At 34.7% G+C, this 14,834-nt stretch carries 11 protein-coding genes and 1 pseudogene; 4 read left to right on the top strand and 8 right to left on the bottom strand.

From position 1 onward, the window contains the following. Window positions 1-305 precede the first annotated feature (305 nt). The 8 genes and pseudogenes from AC27G3_RS00925 to AC27G3_RS00890 form a co-directional block, all read right to left on the bottom strand. Window positions 306-1,112, bottom strand: coding sequence for an alpha/beta hydrolase (locus tag AC27G3_RS00925; RefSeq protein ID WP_487117942.1), 807 nt, complete (start codon window positions 1,110-1,112; stop codon window positions 306-308). Further along, window positions 1,113-2,255 carry a zinc metalloprotease gene (locus AC27G3_RS00920; RefSeq protein WP_487117941.1) on the bottom strand — a complete coding sequence of 381 codons (1,143 nt, stop codon included), beginning with the start codon at window positions 2,253-2,255 and terminating at the stop codon, window positions 1,113-1,115. It abuts the gene before it with no gap. Beyond that, window positions 2,218-3,135 carry a hypothetical protein gene (locus tag AC27G3_RS00915; protein WP_487117940.1) on the bottom strand — a complete coding sequence of 306 codons (918 nt, stop codon included), beginning with the start codon at window positions 3,133-3,135 and terminating at the stop codon, window positions 2,218-2,220. Before AC27G3_RS00915 ends, AC27G3_RS00920 begins: the two co-directional genes overlap by 38 nt. Window positions 3,136-3,181: 46 nt before the next feature. Further along, window positions 3,182-3,316 carry a hypothetical protein gene (locus tag AC27G3_RS00910; RefSeq protein WP_487117939.1) on the bottom strand — a complete coding sequence of 45 codons (135 nt, stop codon included), beginning with the start codon at window positions 3,314-3,316 and terminating at the stop codon, window positions 3,182-3,184. Window positions 3,317-3,330: 14 nt separating this feature from the next. After that, window positions 3,331-3,477 carry a hypothetical protein gene (locus AC27G3_RS00905; protein ID WP_487117938.1) on the bottom strand — a complete coding sequence of 49 codons (147 nt, stop codon included), beginning with the start codon at window positions 3,475-3,477 and terminating at the stop codon, window positions 3,331-3,333. Window positions 3,478-4,098: 621 nt separating this feature from the next. Further along, window positions 4,099-4,170: pseudogene (locus AC27G3_RS00900) on the bottom strand (MYG1 family protein); the annotation flags it as partial. Between the two features lie 93 nt (window positions 4,171-4,263). After that, window positions 4,264-4,779 carry a GNAT family N-acetyltransferase gene (locus AC27G3_RS00895; protein ID WP_487117937.1) on the bottom strand — a complete coding sequence of 172 codons (516 nt, stop codon included), beginning with the start codon at window positions 4,777-4,779 and terminating at the stop codon, window positions 4,264-4,266. Between the two features lie 94 nt (window positions 4,780-4,873). Further along, a complete protein-coding gene (locus AC27G3_RS00890) occupies window positions 4,874-8,347 on the bottom strand; it encodes a hybrid sensor histidine kinase/response regulator (protein WP_487117936.1) in 3,474 nt (1,157 codons plus the stop codon). A 147-nt stretch (window positions 8,348-8,494) separates the two neighbouring features. On the opposite strand from AC27G3_RS00890, the gene AC27G3_RS00885 reads away from it, so the two are divergent. The 4 genes from AC27G3_RS00885 to AC27G3_RS00870 all read left to right on the top strand — a co-directional run bounded on the left by AC27G3_RS00885 (window position 8,495) and on the right by AC27G3_RS00870 (window position 14,699). Then, window positions 8,495-9,757, top strand: a complete 1,263-nt coding sequence (locus AC27G3_RS00885; protein WP_487117935.1) for an MFS transporter — start codon at window positions 8,495-8,497, stop codon at window positions 9,755-9,757. Next, window positions 9,745-10,695, top strand: coding sequence for an alpha/beta hydrolase (locus tag AC27G3_RS00880; RefSeq protein ID WP_487117934.1), 951 nt, complete (start codon window positions 9,745-9,747; stop codon window positions 10,693-10,695). The genes AC27G3_RS00885 and AC27G3_RS00880 overlap by 13 nt, the downstream gene beginning before the upstream one ends. Before the next feature lie 498 nt (window positions 10,696-11,193). Further along, window positions 11,194-13,614: a thrombospondin type 3 repeat-containing protein gene (locus AC27G3_RS00875; RefSeq protein WP_487117933.1), complete on the top strand. Its 2,421-nt coding sequence runs from the start codon at window positions 11,194-11,196 to the stop codon at window positions 13,612-13,614. Window positions 13,615-13,619: 5 nt separating this feature from the next. Next, window positions 13,620-14,699 carry a hypothetical protein gene (locus AC27G3_RS00870; RefSeq protein ID WP_487117932.1) on the top strand — a complete coding sequence of 360 codons (1,080 nt, stop codon included), beginning with the start codon at window positions 13,620-13,622 and terminating at the stop codon, window positions 14,697-14,699. Window positions 14,700-14,834: the final 135 nt, after the last annotated feature.

Here is a 14,834-nt window from a genome sequence, read left to right as displayed (position 1 = left end):
GTGAGCTTCTACTAAATTATCTATTTTCTTTCTCAAACATTTTGTGTTTGCTTTATGTTCGATTAAGTAGAATTGATCCTTTTGATATTACACCATACTTTCGATATTGGAGTATGTGTCTCTGTAATCTACATCTCGATCTTTCTGATAATTAACTGTAGGTATAGATTTACAACTTGCTATCATTATAAGCGATAGACAAGCACAAATGACGCAAGTTTTATTATTGCTCATTAAAGCATATTCTTAATAAAGTGAGTGGTGCAGTGATATAAGGAATTATGCCACTGCATATTTAGATAATTTTAATTGATAAAAGCATTTAATCTTTCTAAATACTCATCCTTATCAACAGAAAATGTGTCACAATGACCACCGTTATCGACCAAAAACAATCTACTATCTGTATGGGTTGAAGCGTTAAAAATTGCTTTCCCCATACTTACGGGGATATTTTTATCTTGAGTACCGTGAATAACAAGTAGTGGTGTTTGGTGGCTTTTAATTAGCTTAGGTGTATCAAATTTAAGGTTTTCATCAAGTTCAACGGTAAATAAAGAGCCAAATGTTTTTCTAGACTTAAATAGGTCAATCATTTCATTTTGGTTTGTGATCCCACCTTCAATGATGACGCCTTTTACTCTCTTATCTGTCATAACTTCAGTTGCCATGACAGAACCAAGCGATAGGCCATAAACATAAACATCTTGATCATTAGGCACAATACTCAGTGTAGACAGTGCATCTTCTTTCATGTGGCTAAAACTTGCTTTTCCCTCACTCTCCCCAAACCCTCTATAATCAATAGCTAGAATATTAATGTTTAGTTCATTCAAAGTATTGAGTGTGCCAAACCAAGGCTGTAGGGTAAGATTCAAAGCATTACCATGAAATACAACAAGTGTTGTTTTGATGTTAGGGTTATATTTTTTTAGAGCGAAGAGTTTTGAACCATCCTTTGCGTATAGTTCAACAATGTTATATGCCTTAGATAAAACTTCAAGATTTTGGGAGTTGATATCTTTTGAAGGAGACGCGATCATGTCTTCATTAACAGTGACGGAGCATGCGGTAACACATAAAATAAAGATAATGGTTATAATTTTTTTCATCTAACTAGCCTTTGTGGTTGTAAGCTTGAGTTTCTGGGTTATTTTTTTGTAAATGCTGTTTAGCAGCATCCAAACTGAAATTGTGATCACTATATAATGAAATGCTACTAACACTGCCTTTAGATAGATCGAAAAATTACGACTTTGGTGATTAACTATTTCTGTAATTATTGATGGGCCTCTATTTATCACAAAATTAAACATTAGCAATATAGCAACTGTAAAAAATATTATGATTAAAGTGCCGTAGATAACATGTATGGTTTGAATATGCTTAAAGCTTTTAAGCCGTATCATTGTTTCTTTCAGCAAGTCTTCTTTTTTAAGTAAATCATTTAGAAGCCAGTATCCATCATTTCTAAAAAATGGGATGGAATTGAATAACATCCCAATCAAGTTAAGGACTATGTATTTTTCTATTTCAGGGAATATTGGAATTAGGAAAATAAGGCTAGTAGCTAATATTAACTGAAAGTAAACTCCAGATATAGCAATCGCAGCTTTTTGATTGCTAGATAATATGTGGACATTTGATACATTTGCGTAAAATACAGGTATAAAGAAATTCACACCAAAACCTATATCTCCAGCTTTTCCAGACAGTTTTTTGCAACAAGTTGCGTGACCTAATTCATGAAATAGAGAGGTAGTAATAGACAAGCAGAGAACAAAAATTATCTCTGAAGGTGTGTAAGAAAATATATATTCATAAGAAAACACATGAGAGTGTTGCTCAAAATACTTAAGGTTTATTAATAATGATGAAATGACAAAAGAACACACTACAAAAGGAGTAAACATCCACATAAAAAAACTACATATTTTAGTCACAAAAGAAGAACTAAATAATTCAACATGTAATGTTAATTTTGGCTTTTTAGGTAAGTAATTCTTTTTAGTACCTTGTAGCTGGTATAAGCCTTTAGGTAGTAATACATTATTAATGAATAGTTCAAGTTTATTTTCTTGATGCTCATCTACGACAATATTACTTTTAAGGGCATTTAATAAATCAATTGATTCATTACCGAACTTAAAAAAACGACCATCTATAGTTCTAATGATAAAATTACCATTTAACTCAGTAACTGACTCTATTAAAGAATCATATTGCTCGTTGAATGTTGAAATTAGTTTGTTCATTTATCTGTCTTTTATAGTGTTCGAATAGTTTATTGTTTGCTTTTTCAATAGTTTTTAAATCATATAATTTTTTATAAAATGTATCGTTAATCTTATGTACCTGATTACTGGATACATCTAGCGTAAAATATTCATTTTGCAACTTGAAAGGAATGTATATACCTTGTTCGATGGAGCTTTCATAAAATTTAAAAACATCCATCACTTTATCCCACATATAGGGATGTTTATCGACAAAAGAACTAAAAATGTTGAAGATGGAGTCAATATCATTTACTGAATAGCTATTTATAGGCACATTGTTCGTCTTGATATCTAGACTAGAAATTATAAAGCGAACAGGTAATTTTAATTTTTTGGCGATTTTCAACAAACCTGTTTTGACTTTAATATTTCCATTTAAGAATGGTAGCCATTGTTCATTTTTATCAGAAATCCCTAAAGGAATATCTATCAGTGATAAAAAGATCACGCCCTTCTTGTTAAGCCTAATGAGTCTTCTAAAAAACATTAGGGAATCGCCTACTTCGATATACTTGACATTTAAACTTAAAATTTTAGTTAGATGTGTAATGCCTTGAATTGATTTTTGTTTACCAACTAAACAAATAATTTCTCTTTCTGGGAATATATTTGATAGGTACTTAATGATTAGTGGGTACATACCAAAGTGAGCTGTAACGAAAAATCTATTTTCAATATCACAGCTTTCATCAGATGGTTCGAGGCTAAATTGGTTTATAGATTGAGTAGCTAAAATTCCTTGCAATTTTTTTTGATATTGTAGCCACTTTCTTAAATGAGAGTAAACCTCACTTGAAGAAGATGCCCCTAATCGAAGAAAATTAGATAAGACTGTTAATTTGATTGTTTTTTGCATGATTAAAAAGTAGTGACAGGTAACCTATCACTACGACCTTTTATTCTTAAAAGTGTACGGTGTATCGGCAAAGCCAAACCGTTTCATCATACTCATAACGTTGTTCTAACTCTTCAACATCGTTAATTGACTCTATAACTAATAACTCACAGTTTTCACATGAAATATCATTACTTTCCATAAGAGTTCCCTTATCTAGTGCCATTCATAATGACAAATAGTGATATTTGTATCGTATTCGAAGCGTTGTTCCAGCTCTACAACGTCATGAGTCGAAATTACCTCAAGGTTTTCAACACTACTTTCATTGGTGTCATATTCTTTTGAATGAATCAAATCCATTATTATTCTCCAATTTATTATTAATAAAATGCAGTTTTTTGAACTCAAGGGAATGGAATAAATTAAATGGTAGGAATCATCCTAGAGCAACTTTTCCATTCCTTTGGAATATTAAATAAAACAATATTTAATCTGCATCATTTACGCTACCATTGCCTATAAGGCGTTGTCAATATGTATGCGTTTAAGTTTATTCTATTTAAACCGAGACTTTCTTTAATAAATTTCCCATGTATACCTTGTTCGATAAATTTTTTGGCCTTACTTTTAAACATTTATGTGCGGTAAGACGGAGAAAATTAGCTTGCGGATAGGACTTTTCCTCAAACCCTAACCTGCCTTTAGTATCAGTTTCACAAGCAACTAAGAAGTCTTCAAATTCTTGTGGTTTTTGCTATACATCAAGTTGGTTGAATAAGGTTAAAATAGTGCTTGGTTTAAGCTCAAAAAATTTATGGCTATGTAAGTGAAATTGGCATACTTTTAATGGCAATTTTTTGTATTCATTGGAGACTTTAAAATGGTTGCAGGAGATTTCAACCAAAGGAAGCCCTTTTAGTTCGTGCTGTTTATGACTAGGTAGTTCGTATTTTGGAATGATACCTTACCAAGGTCATGACAAAGTGCTGCAACGCTGAAAACATCATCAGCATGAAAATTACCATTGTGCGTTACTATTGTTATATCAGTCATTTATTGAGTGTCGCTTTTGAAAGGAGGTGAATTGGCTATCAGTAAAATTTAAAGGTGGATTCTATAGCAACACGCGCAATAAAAGAAGTTGATTTAATTACTTTGAGGTAAGGTTAATTGGTATAAATGACTAAACTCGCCGTACATTTCGAGTGTACCTTTTAAGCTAAAGCCTAATTTTTCAAGTAAGCTTATTGAGCCAATATTACTCGGTAAAGTTGCCGCAAGTACAGTAGTTAAATGATGAGTTTTATGTGCGTAATCAAGTACTGCTATTGCTGCTTCTTTAGCATAGCCCTTAGACCAAAAGGCTTCTAATAGAGAGTAGCCTATGTCGGCATACTCAAAATCATCCCTTTTGAGAAAACCACACATGCCAATAGGAGTCTTAGTGTCTTTTAGTTGCACTAAATACAAGCCGTAACCATATTTTTGATAGCTGGCCATTGGCCCACTGCGAAGATAATTAATCGCATCGCTAGTGTTTCTTACTTGCTTATCGTTTATGTTTTGAATAAAGGCTTCTTCGTTTAAAAGTTCGAGGATAAATTCAGCGTCACTTTCTTTAAATTGCCTAATACTGAGCCTTTGGGTTTGACAAACGTCCATGTGTTCTCCGATAAAACTGCTAATTATGTAGTTGAATTAACTGTTAATGATCTTATCACTTATCGAACCAATACAACTATAAAATCCACGGCCCTTAGGTTAATTGTTTGATTAACCTTCTCAAGGCCAGTGGTTTAACTGGCTTGCGAATAAAACTAAACTTTGCGTTACTTGTGTGCTGGCGTACAGTTTCCGAAGGATCAGCTGAATTGATAATACAAGGAACAGCCCATTGCTTTTCTTTAACTATTTCAAGCACTAAATCAACACCGTTTACTTGATTATCTAGGTGGTAATCAGCAACAATGAGTAATGGCGCTTTGCTTAACGTTAATTGTTCAAAGGCGAGTTTATCGTTTACTCCTAGCACTTGATAATGCCAATTCTCCAACAAAGAAGTCATTGCTTTTAGTACTAAGGGATCGTTATCAATCACTAAAATCACGTCTTGATTATTGGTATTTTCATTGGCAGATTCAGCCATAGCGATATTTGGCTCAAGCAACTTATTAGTTTGCTCAATAATACTTTGAGCATCTTCTTTTGAACTTAAAGAAACATTAACTTGAAAACAGCTACCTTTATTAACAACTGATTGAAGGGCTATCGGGGTATTGATGAGCTGCGATATTTGTTGAGAAATTGCTAAACCTAACCCTAGTCCCGGTTGATCATGATTCACAGACAGGCGTTCAAATTCTTTAAAAATTAATTGTTGTTTATCTTGAGCAATACCGGGGCCTGTATCCCAAACCTCTACTGAAATACTCGTTTTATGTCGCCTAACTCCTAATAAAATCTTACCTTGTTGGCAATAATTAAACGCGTTACTGAGGAAGTTTTGAATAATACGGCGCAATAAATTTTTATCAGAATGCACAATGCAGTGTGACGTTTGGTAAGAAAATGCCACCTTTTTATTTAAAGCAATCGCGGTAAACTCTTGTGCTAAAGGAGCTAACAATTCATTAATATCAAATGAAGAGTGCTCAACGGGTTGTGAGCCACCATCTAGTTTTGATATTTCAACTAAATCAGACAAAAGTGCTTCTGCGGCGACTAAAGAATCACTGATATTGTTGGTAATTGCTTCTAAATTTGAGCCTTGTGCCTTTTGTTTAAGAACAGAAGTAAATAAACTTAACGCATTAAAAGGTTGCATTAAATCATGGCTGGCGGCAGCTAAAAACCGAGTTTTACTGCGATTGGCAGCTTCAGCTTCGGCTTTAGCAAGGGTTAATTCTAGCGTGCGCTCTTCGACTCTTTTTTCAAGTGTTTCATTGGTTTTTTGTAAATATTTTTCTGCTTCAATATGCGCGGTAATATCAGAAAATGTACTTACAAAACCACCCCCTGGCATGGCTTGACCACGTATCTCTAAGACAATGCCATTAGGCATTTGTCGCTGAAAATAATGATTATTACCCGCGCGCATATAATTGAGACGTCGCTCAATTAATGCATCAATATTATTATTTTCTTTGTTCGTCGCTATAACCCCTCGTTCAGTATTAAAGCGGATTAACTCAGCAATAGGAGTACCAACTGTAACCATCTCGCTAGGGTAATCAAGTAGGGTTACATAGCGGTTATTCCAAGCAACTAGGCGCATATCAGCATCAATTACGCTGATACCTTGCTCAATGTTTTCAACACCTGCTTGAAGTAATTCACGGTTAAACTGAAAGAGTTGGTTTGCTTCATCAACAATACTTACCACATCTTCTAAAGGCATAGCTTGTTGTTGAGTTGCTGCCTTCATAACCATACGTGTGGAAGCGGATCCTAATACACTGGAAAGCTGTAATCGTGTGGAATTAATTAATGACTGTTCAGCTGCTTGATTATTGATTTTTGCTAATGTTTTAGCGTTCGATTGATTATTATTGCGATGTAGAAACAATTGCTCTGCTGCTTCTTTATTAACAAAACGCTGAAGAAGCTGGTAGAGATCTTTATTGGTTAGGTTTTGTTCAAAAGCGTTTTGCTGTTTATTGATAAATAATTCTGTTTGAATTCTTTCGCCAACACTTCTGTGTGTCAGTAACGAGATGATGAAATAGCACGCGCAATTAACGAATAAGCTAAAAAATAAACCATGGGTAATATTATCAAGTGTCGTTACGCCAAACAGCGCGTCTGGTTTTAACCAGTTTATTTGAAAAGGACCTGTTGCAATCCAGTTAGCGTTAGGGATTAATGCGGGTAACAATAAGGTGTAAATCCAAAGTAAACTACCGGCAATTAAACTAATTAGTGCTGCTTTCGTGGTCGCTTTTCGCCAATAAAGTGCACCGATAAATAATGGTCCGAGTTGGGCGAGTAAAACAAAAGAGAGTAAACCAATGGTGGATAAATGATTTTGTTGGTCAATAATTCTTTCAAAAACAAAGGCTAATAATAAAAGTAGGGCAATAAAAATACGGCGAATATTTAACAGCACATGAGATATTTGAGTTTTTTGTTTACTGATAAATCCGTTGTAGTGCAGTAATAATGGGTTAACAATTTCAGTGGTTACCATAGTACTTAATACAATGGTTGCGACAATTACCATGCTCGTTGCTGCGGCTAACCCACCAATATAGGCAAAACCTGCTAGCCAAGATTGTTGAAAAAATAATGGAATAGTTAATACGTACGTATCGGCGTCAACGCTGCCACCTGGAAATAAATTTTGACCTGCCAAGGCAATGGGTAACACAAATAAATTGATTAAAATTAAATAGAAAGGGTATAACCAACGAGCGGTTTTCAGCTCATTCTCATGATGATTTTCTATCATCAACATATGATATTGCTGAGGTAAAATAAATACGGTAAACATACCTAGTAAAGCTTGGGATATGGCAAAGAAAATACTTGTTGTTTGTGATGTCGCTGTAATACTTTCGCTTTGAATGAACAGATCATTAAGACCGTCAAAAACAAAAAATGTGGCAAAAATTCCTATGGCAGTTAACGAAAATAATTTAATAATAGAGCTAAAAGCAATAGCCAAAACAAGGCCTTGGTTTTGCTTATTTACCGCGACTTGTCGAGCACCAAATAAAATACTAAAAACAGTAAGCACAATAGTAACAATAAATGTGGTACTAATGCCTGATTGATAAGAGCCGGTCAGTAAATCAAAGCTTTTACTAATGGCACGTAATTGTAAGGCAATATAAGGAATTGTGCCCAGTAAAGCGACAATGGTCACAGTAGTAGCAATAATAGGAGAGCGGTCATAACGACAAGCAATAAAGTCGGCAATTGAGGTTAAGTTTTGTTGTTTGGTGATGCGCAATATTCTTAGCATCATTGGCCAAGCAAGAACAAAGCATAAAATAGTGCCAATATAAAGCGGTGCCAACCAAGCACCTGTTGCTGCAGCTTGACCAACAGTGCCGTAAAAAGCCCAAGAGCTACAACTTACACCAATAGATAAGCCATATACCCAAGGGCGATTAAACCATTTCTTGTCGGCTTTTTCTTGTCCCCAATAAGCCACTACAAAAAGTAATAATAAGTACACGACTGAAAGTAGTGAAATTAACCATACATCTAAAGAAAGCCAAACTAACAAATTATAATCCAACCCTAGGTAAGTACATCAACACGCTTTAGCATATCACGAGGATAAATTAAACGCAGTGCACCAAGGTAGTACATCATTGTATTTTTCATTCGGTTAAGCTAAATAAATGGATTATCACAAGCTGAATTAACTTATATGAATGTATCGTCGACCAAGCTCCCTGCTATCAATAACAAATATCTAGTAGCTGTTATTGTTTTTATTAGTTACACCCTTTTTGCTATGGCTTGGGTGGGTGGCACCGCAAGTATGAATCAAATTATGTCAGCGATGGAAATTGACAGTTTAGCATCAGCGAGTTTCATCAGTGGGGCTGTTACTTTAGCTAAAATAGTGGGAACTTTTATCGCCGCGTGGTTAGCGTTAAAGTTAGGAATTAAATATGCTTTTTTCGTCTCTGGTTTACTTATTTCAATAGGCTTATTGACCCCTCTTTCGCCCAATTACGAGCTACTATTAGTGAGTCGTTTTTTGATGGGATTAGGAGGCGCTTTTATGATTGTCTACTTCAACCCCATTGTCATGGCGTGGTTTGAGCCTGACGAGCGGCCAACCGTTAATGGTATAAATGCCGTAGCATTTAATGTTGGTACCGGCATTATTTTGTGGCAAATGGCAAACTTTAATAGCTTAACGGGTAATTGGCAAAATACCTTAATTATTTTCTCTCTAGCAAGTGTTGCTTTTAGTTTTTCTTGGTTATTAGTTGTTAACAAAGAGAAATTATCAACAGCTAATGACCAAAATGCAAAACAGCAAAGCGCTATTGAAAAAGAGCAAGTACTTGATACGCATTATTCGTATCTTGATGGCTTAAAAGACAAATTTAATTGGGTGTACGCACTAACTTATTCTGGCATCCTAGCTTTTTATATATGCTTGTTTACTTTTTACCCTAAAGCAGGCATAAGTCAAAGTGCTTTGGTGATTGGTGCTGGTATTGTTGGCACAATTGCTGGCATTATTTATAGTAAAAAGATCCCTGCGCGTTTGCCTGTTATTCGTTGGTCAGGTTTATTGGTGACCGCTACGGTTGTAGGATTATCTTTTAGCTCTTCAACAGCATTGCAAACCGTTTCTGCGATGCTATTAGGCTTTTTTATATTTTTCCCAATTACTGCTTTAGTCACTATCCCCCATGAATTACCTAAAATGAACAGCCAACGAATTACCGTGATCTTTAGTTTGTTTTACTCAATAAGCTACCTTGTCGCTACAGCAGTATTATGGTTTTTTGGTAAGTTAGTTGACATCAATCAAGGGGATTTTTCTTTCGCATTTATACTTATTTGTATCGTCAGCAGTACGTTTTTCATTGGCAGTTTCTTTTTGCCTGAAACGGCAGCAACATTAGTGCAAAATAAACCTATTAAGGAAGTTGAACCATGCGAGGGGTAATATCTGAAAAACTTAAAGACTTTATTGAACAAGCAAATAAAGCTGGCGCAGAAGCGAAGAAAAATGGGGTAAAACTTACCCCACAATTAGTGCGAGGCAATCTTGATAAATTAGAAGCATTAATAGGAGAAGGGCCAGAGCTTAATTATGTTGAAGAAAAAATACTAACGGTTGAAAAAAGCAGTAGCTCGAATGTTACAGTGAGGGTTTATAGTCCAGCTCCAAGTGAAGAATTACCCGTTGTAGTACACTTACATGGCGGCGGACATATGTGTGGCAGTATCGCTTTATACGACACGATTAGTCGTAAAGTTGCCAAAGCAGGACACTGTATTGTTATTGCGGTTGAGTATCGTTTAGCGCCTGAATACCCTTATCCTATGGGGATTAACGACTGTCAGTTTGTTTTAGCGAATTATAAAAAATTATTAACAGAAGTGAAATACTCTAATCAGTTAATGACATTAGGAGATAGTGGTGGAGGAGCGCTTTGTACAACGTTAGCGAGTAATAACTTAACCAATGCTGATGTGAATATTAATAAACAAATTTTGATTTATCCTAGTGTTGATTACACTATGTGCAGCGCCTCAATCGATGAAAATGGCACGGGATTTTTGTTAGAGAAAGAGAAAATACGCTGGTATTTCGACAATTACTTTGGCCATGATTTTTATGCTAATAAATCTGTGGAAAACGTTTCACCGCTTTACATGCCAATGAATAATAACATGCCTGAAACCTTTATTATTACCGCAGGTTGTGACCCATTAAGAGACGAAGGACTTGCTTATAAAAGAGCACTGTTAAACTTGGGTGTACCTGTTGAACACCACAAATTTGATGGCATGATACACGCTTATATGTTGCTCGATAGTTTAGTTAAACAAGAGTGTGCAGAAACTTATCAACTTATTGGTAAATTTATTAAAAGTTAAAACGTAAGGTTATTATTTTTGTATTATTAAGGTAGCATTCTAGCTACCTTTTTTATGGGTGAATTAAACGGTTTTTATCTCTTATTTCCTATTCATAATCACTAGTCGTTGTTTCTTAATTGGCGGAGCGAGTGTTTCTGTATAGCGTGAATACATCAATACAATGGGCGGTGTTTTTACTAAACGAAAAGACCAACCAATTAAGCTTGCCCATGACGCATTATTGGATACTGAAATAGGTTAATGTAAAGTTGGCGTTTTGTGATAACTTGGAGTTCTGTAAATAACTGTACTGTTTACTAGTAATGTATGTACAACTTAAAAGCACGTGCCTTTGACAAGTAAATTAAAAAATATGTTATGAAGTGGTTTGTTTAATGTTAACCAGTTGAAAATAAAGCAATAAAATTAGATGTATGTACAATGATTAACTTGCTAATGTTGAAAGGTTATCAGATAATCTTAATATATTCATAAGGTTAAATTTTGGAGTCATGGATGACGGTTAATAACCATCTTCGTTCTGTATTTGTATCACTTTCGTTAAGCGTTTTAATTTCTTGTGGTGGAGGAGGTTCATCTGAGCCAACAACAAGCCCTCAACTGCCACCTCAAGCTACCACGCAAACATATTCTGTTACTGTTATCGATGGTTACTTACGATCAGCTACAGTTTGGTTAGACATAAATAATAATGGCATACAAGATTCAGATGAACCAACTACTGTTACTCAAGATAATGGGAAAGGAACTATTACTCTTTCTTCTGAAACTGATCCTACAAAATATAGTGTTCTCGTTTTTGCCGAAGCAGGAAAAACTTTTGATGAAAGTTTAAGTAACTTTGTTGAAAAAGATTTCATATTAGCTTCTCCTGAAGGTGAACAAATCATTACCCCTTTAACAACTCTTGTTTACTTAAAAAGTAGAAAAGTCTTTGATAAAGAAGGAGCAGCATCTCTAATAAGTATGAAATTAGACTTAATGTTTCAAAGCCTATTCGAAGACTTTATTGCCACTGGTAATACTGAACAGACAGCTTTAGCTGCAGATTTAGTCCGTCTTTCTTTAATGCCAGAATCCAAAGAAAAGCTTCTTAATTTGATTGATGATTCTCAGAGTGTTTTTGACAGTATTGATGAGTACTTAGCCTTAAGAACTAGAGGTGATAACCAAGTAAGAGTGATTAGAGATAGTAGTGGTAAATTATCAGGTGATACAGATCTTGACGGTATGGCTGATACAGAAGATCAAGATATAGATGGTGATAGCATCCTTAATAGTCAGGATGCTTTTCCTTATAACTCAACAGAATGGGAAGATTTAGATAATGATGGTATAGGAAATAACAGTGATCCTGATATAGATGGTGATAATGTAGAAAATAATATAGACATATTTCCACTTAACCCGACTGAATGGGAAGATCTCGATAATGACGGCATTGGTAACAATAGCGATCCTGACATAGACGGAGACGGCATTCTTAATGATATTGATGAAAGCCCATACTTAGCTGAATATAATACGATTCATAACCCAGGTATATTAAATATTTCACAAGTAATTGAAGGTAATGTTACTCGTGGCCAATGGCAATACTTTACCGTTGAGCCATCAGAGAATGCAATGCTGGATATTACATTATCTAACTTATCTGGTGATGCTGATTTATATATAAAACAGGGGGACTTCCCTACAAAATTTGATTATCAATGCCGTTCTAATTTAAGTAATAACCAAACAGAAAAGTGTGTAGAGCGTACACAGCAAATAACGACTTACTATATAGGAATATTAGCAAGGCAGGATTCAAGTTTTCATTTGTCAGCTACGGCAGAAGCTGTTGTATATAAAAAAGCTATTTTGTTATTACATGGTTTAGCCTCAAGCCCTGACACATGGAATTCTATGATTAATGATGACAGTTTCTTTAATGGTAAGTGCCAAATATTAACGGTTGATAATGATGAATTAACAGAGGTAGATGCTAATAGCGATGGCATTAGTTGCTTTAATTTGGAGTTCGGTGCTTTTGACCGAGGCACGAATTTTTCAGCATCTGGTTTAGATAATAAAGCATGTAATAATGTTTCAGGTTGTGATGGTGATTACACTACTTTTGAAGGTTTAGGATATGAAGTTGAAGCAGCTATAGAGCGCATTGTTGGGCATTTAGGACAAGATACAGAAATATTTATGTTTGGTCATAGTCGTGGAGGTTTAGCAGCACGTTTTTATTTACAAAATAATCAAACAACCAATAAATCATTTGTAAAAGGCTTTGCTACTACAGGCACACCACATCAAGGTTCACCGTTAGGGCGCTTCTATCAATACATGGATGATAACTGCATACCTAAAAGTGCTTATCGCCAAGATGGAAGTAAGTGCGAAGATAACTGGGAAGTTATTGAGATGCTATATGGAAGCAGAACATATTTTGGATTTGATATTGGGTTAGAATATCAAATGGATTTACAGGCACCTAGTGTTGATTATTTATCACCTGAGTCTTCATCGATACAAGGTTTAAATCTGAACTTGTTAAGCCTTAGCCAGTTAGTAATAGGTCAATTAACGTATGAAGGAACAAGTTTTGGTATATTAAGTAAAGATGCAGGCTTATCTGATTTTTATGACTTGTATGCATATAACACATGGTTTGCGGGGGATCACCCACACCCTGAAACGTTAAGGTATATTGAAAATGGTCAAACTAGAGCGTCATTTATTGGTGACGGTATAGTGCCAGTGTATAGTCAAAAATTAAGTTTGTTGTTGGAAAATGAAGGGGTAGGAGTAACCAAAAAAGGTACTCAAAATGCTCCTAATATATTGCACACTGAACAAACAAAACAAGTGTCAGATATTAATTGGTTATTTGAAGGCTTATACATAAACTTAGGATGGAAGTAAGTCCAATGAAAAAACTCACTCTTATTTCTGTTATTATTTTGGTCATCTTTGGTGTTTTTGTTTGGTTGTTTATACCTTCCCCTACACCATCGTCTGTTCGGTTAGAAACATCATCTGTAAACACAATTAAGTCTGTTACAGATGAGGTATTACGTACAAACGCTTCTCAAAAAGCTACAGTCAAAACATCAGCGTCTAAAATAGAAACTTCACTGATAGTCGAAGACAAAGGGATTAATGATAAAGTTGAGTTAAAAGTGCTTAAAGAAGGTGAAGCTCTACAAATAGCCGAAATGCTTTTAAGTAATATTTACAACAACCAAACAATAGATTTTTCAGCTGAAAAATCGTTATTAAATTACTTAAAAGAAACTAATAATGAACAAGTCTATCAATTCATTATTGAACAACTGCAAGTTGCTAATATTGGTAATGAGAGTGATGATAGGTTAATTGAATATAGTTTAAGTCTATTAGCGGCTGTAGATTCTTCAAGAGCAAGTGAAATATTCTTTGATTTTGTAGCAAAAGATAATTGGCAAGGATCTCATGCCATTTATTCTGTTAGAAAGTCTATCGAAAAATTAAATCGTAGTGGAAATTACACTGATTTAGCACAACAAACATTTACTCAATCCGAAGATGAAAACCCCTTTATAGGTGAATTAGCTGAAAGCATTGCTCATCATGCAAACGTCGAACAGGTTGATTATTTAATTAGCTATATTGATAGTGAGTCAAAAAATAAAAGTACAGTCGCAAGTGGTGCTATGACAAAAATTCAAACGGAATCTTTAGTACCTCATCTCACTAGTTATTTATCTAATAGCTCAACAAAAAATGTTCAAAACACGGTGCTTAGTACATTAGCTAATATGGGACAATATGAAGCAGCATCAGCCTTGATAAAATGGAGTTCAAAGCAACCGAAAGGTGCCACAGAACAGGTTGTTCAACTATTAAACGTTGCGATAAGTAGAAGCCCATCAACTAAAAGAGCAATAGAAAAAGAATTAGTATCTCTGGACTTTACTAGTGAAGAGCTAAAAGAGTTAATTAATAATATTTCAAAGAAAGGGTTATAAGATATATTTCATGTTAAAACCTAACGCATATATAGTGTCTACACATAGAGGTTCGTGGTAGCTACATGGTTGTTGTGTATGTGAAATTTAATGTTTAAAAATCAATAAGCTGCTTGGTGGATGGCGTTTATCAAT

Source organism: Colwellia sp. SU-HH01217, from assembly GCF_057543495.1.
This window is presented reverse-complemented; position numbering and strand designations above follow the sequence as displayed.